This window comes from Burkholderia sp. SIMBA_062 (genome assembly GCF_046534765.1).
GTDB classification, from domain to species: Bacteria; Pseudomonadota; Gammaproteobacteria; order Burkholderiales; family Burkholderiaceae; genus Burkholderia; species Burkholderia ambifaria.
On the sequence record NZ_JAWRYD010000422.1, the window covers coordinates 1 to 255 of the forward strand.

1 protein-coding gene is annotated in these 255 nt (G+C 60.0%); it reads left to right on the plus strand.

The genetic code is table 11. From position 1 onward, the window contains the following. Nucleotides 1-255: hypothetical protein (locus SB786_RS36930; protein ID WP_410731673.1), on the plus strand; the 255-nt coding region annotated here is incomplete at both ends.

A 255-nucleotide genomic window follows, 5' to 3' on the forward strand; every position in this document is an offset into this window, starting at 1 on the left:
ATATTTCGGGAAACTCGTTGGACAATTCGGCCGGTCGCGTTACATCGTTGAACGGTGACGGTTTGTCGATCGCGACGACCGGGCAATTGGTCAATGCCGCAGGAGCGACCGCAGCGGGTGCGCAGGGCGGTGTGATCGGTGGAAATGGCAGCGTCAATGTGCAAGCCGGAACCGTTGCTAACCACGGTGCGATTACCGCGCAGACGGACCTGCAAGTCGGTGCGCAGTCTGTCGATAACGGCAGCGGTGCGATGT